Origin of the sequence: Mycobacterium sp. 1423905.2, assembly GCF_001673155.1 — a bacterium.
GTDB lineage: Bacteria > Actinomycetota > Actinomycetes > Mycobacteriales > Mycobacteriaceae > Mycobacterium.
In genome coordinates this window covers 1-2,837 of sequence record NZ_LZLE01000151.1, presented here as the reverse complement: position 1 = coordinate 2,837, position 2,837 = coordinate 1, and the positions used below count along the sequence as shown (strand labels likewise).

The 2,837-nt window shown below is 67.4% G+C and carries 1 protein-coding gene; it reads left to right on the top strand.

What is annotated here, in order from left to right; genetic code table 11:
* Positions 1–2,837: condensation domain-containing protein (locus A9W95_RS08560; RefSeq protein WP_156746081.1), on the top strand; the 2,837-nt coding region annotated here is incomplete at both ends.

The window sequence follows — 2,837 nt, the reverse complement described above, 5'->3', positions numbered from 1 at the left end:
GTCGTCGTGCTGCTGCAGGCTCTCCTGGATCGGCATGCCATGTTGCGGTTGCGGATCGACGACGGTCGAGCCTGGGTGGCCGGGGTGGGTGCCGTGCGCGCGGACGACTGCCTGCAGTCGGTCCCCGCATTGTCAGATGAGGCGCTGCGGCAGGCTCGCTTGCGGTTGAACCCGGCCGAATCGGTCATGCTCAGCGCGCTGTGGGTGCCCGACACCAGGCAGTTGGCGCTCATCGTGCAGCACTTGGCCATCGACGGAGTGTCGTGGCGAATCCTGCTGCACGACATCAACCTTGCGTGGTCGCAGCGGCGCGGCGGCCTACCAGTGGAGCTGCCGCCGACGGGAACGTCGTTTCGGCGCTGGGCGTCGCTGCTCAGCGACCACGCCACTTCCGCGGCGGTGGTCGACAAAGCCGACACCTGGCGGCGCGTGTCGGCGGTTCCGGCCGCCCTGCCGCGGCCGACGGCCGATACGTTGGCCACCGCCGGCCGCCTGTCGTTGTCGCTGGATCCCGACACCACTCGGTTGCTGCTCCGCGACGTGCCGGCGGCGTTTCACGCTGGCGTGCAGGACATTTTGTTGGTCGCCTTCGGCCTAGCCTGGGCTGAGTTCCTCGGCAATGGCGGCGCACCCATCGGCGTTGACATCGAAGGCCATGGGCGGGAAGAAACGGTGGCCGGCAGCGTCGACCTGTCCCGCACCGTCGGGTGGTTCACGGCCAAGTATCCCGTCATGCTGGCCGTGGGGGAGCTGAGCTGGGCGCAGGTGGTGGCCGGTGAGTCGGCGCTCGGCGCGGTGATCAAGACCGTCAAAGAACACCTTCGTGACCTTCCGGAGCCGTTGACCTATGGCCTGTTGCGCTACCTCAACGCCGACGTCGATCTGCCCCGGTCCGACCCACCCATCGGATTCAACTATCTCGGGCGCCTCGGTGCGACCACGTACGACACTGAGAACGCTTGGAGCGTCAGTGGGCTGGGCTCGGGTAACGGTAACGCCGACTTGCCCATACCGCTGACGCACACCGTGGAAGTCAACGCCGTCACCGTCGACACCGATGCCGGTCCGCATCTGCATGCCGCCTGGATGTGGGCTCCGTCGGTCGTTGATGGGGACCAGGTCGCGCGGTTGGCGGAGCTGTGGTTCGACGCGTTGCGGGGGATCGTTGCGCATGTCCGCCGCGGTGGCGGCGGGCTGACACCCTCCGATATCGCCCCGACACGGTTGCGCCAACACGAGATTGACGACTTGCAGCGGCAGTTCCGCGTCGCCGATCTGCTGCCGTTGACCCCGATGCAGCAAGGGTTGCTCTTCCATGCCAGCACTGCGGCGGTTAACGACGACGCGTACGCGGTGCAACTGGACTTGCAGGTCACCGGTGCCCTCGACCCGGACCGGTTGCGGAACGCGGTGCAGACCGTCACCACCCGGCATCCCAACCTGGCGGCCCGATTCTGCGACCAGTTCGACGAACCGGTGCAGCTCATTCCGGCCGACCCGCAATGTTGGTGGCGGTACCTCGAACTGGACGGTGCCGCGCTCGACTTCGATGAGCACATTCGGCGGCTATGCGCGGCCGAGCGTACCGCGGTCTGCGACCTGACCGATCCGCCGGCATTCCGCGCGACTTTGATCCGCACCGGCGCAGACCAACACCGGTTGGTGTTGACCAATCACCACATCGTGGCCGACGGCTGGTCGATGCCGATCGTGCTGCGGGAGATCTTCACCGCGTATCACCAGCAGCGGCTGCCCGCACCGGCGCCGTTCCGCCGGTTCGTCACCTGGTTGACCGATCGCGACGTCGCTGCCGCCCAGGCGGCGTGGCGAGAAGCGTTGGCGAACTTCGACACTCCCACGTTGGTGGGTCCAGCGCAGCGGTCAGGTCCCGGCCAGCGAAGCGCCGACCTATTCCGGTTGTCCGAACCGACCAGCCGCGCGGTCGTCGAACTGGCGCGCTCCAGTCACACCACCGTCAATATCGTGTTGCAGGCCGCTTGGGCGCAGCTGCTGATGTGGCTGACCGGTCAGCATGACGTGGCCTTCGGCACCACGGTCTCGGGGAGGCCGGCCGAACTGGCCGGCGCGGATTCGATGGTCGGGCTGTTAATCAACACGGTTCCGGTGCGCGCAACCATGACGGCCACCACCACCACCGCCGAGTTGCTCGCCCAGCTGCACTCTGCCCAGAACCGCACACTCGAGCACCAGCATTTGGCCCTGCGCGACGTCCACCGCATCACCGGTCAGGAACGGCTGTTCAACACGCTGTTCGTGTACCAGAACTTCCCGATCGACACCGCCGCATTGTCGGCGACTCAGGGACTGGCCATCACCGAGATGACCCGCCACGACTACAACCACTACCCCCTGACCATCCAAGCCCTACCGGGGACCGAACTCGGCCTTCGCGTCGAATACGACAGCGACGTGCTCGACGCCGACCGGGTCCAGGCGTTGGTCGCGCGGTTCCGACGGGTGCTGGCCGCAATGACCGCCGACCCGGCGCAGCGGCTGTCCGCGATCGGTCTGCTCGATGCGAACGAGGCTGCGTGCCTCGACGTTTGGGGCAACCGGCCGGTATTGACCCGTACGGCACCGACATCGAAGTCGATCCCGGCGTTATGGGCGGAGCAGGTGGCGCGTGCGCCCGGTGCGGTCGCGGTGCGGTGCGCGGACCGTTCTTTGACATACCAGGAGGTTGAGGAGGCCGCCAACCGGTTGGCGCACCGGTTGCTCGAGCAAGGCGTGACCGCGGGATCGGTGGTGGCGCTCCCGATGTCGCGGTCGGCCGAGGCGGTCGTGGCGATCCTGGCGGTGTTCAAGACCGGGGCGGC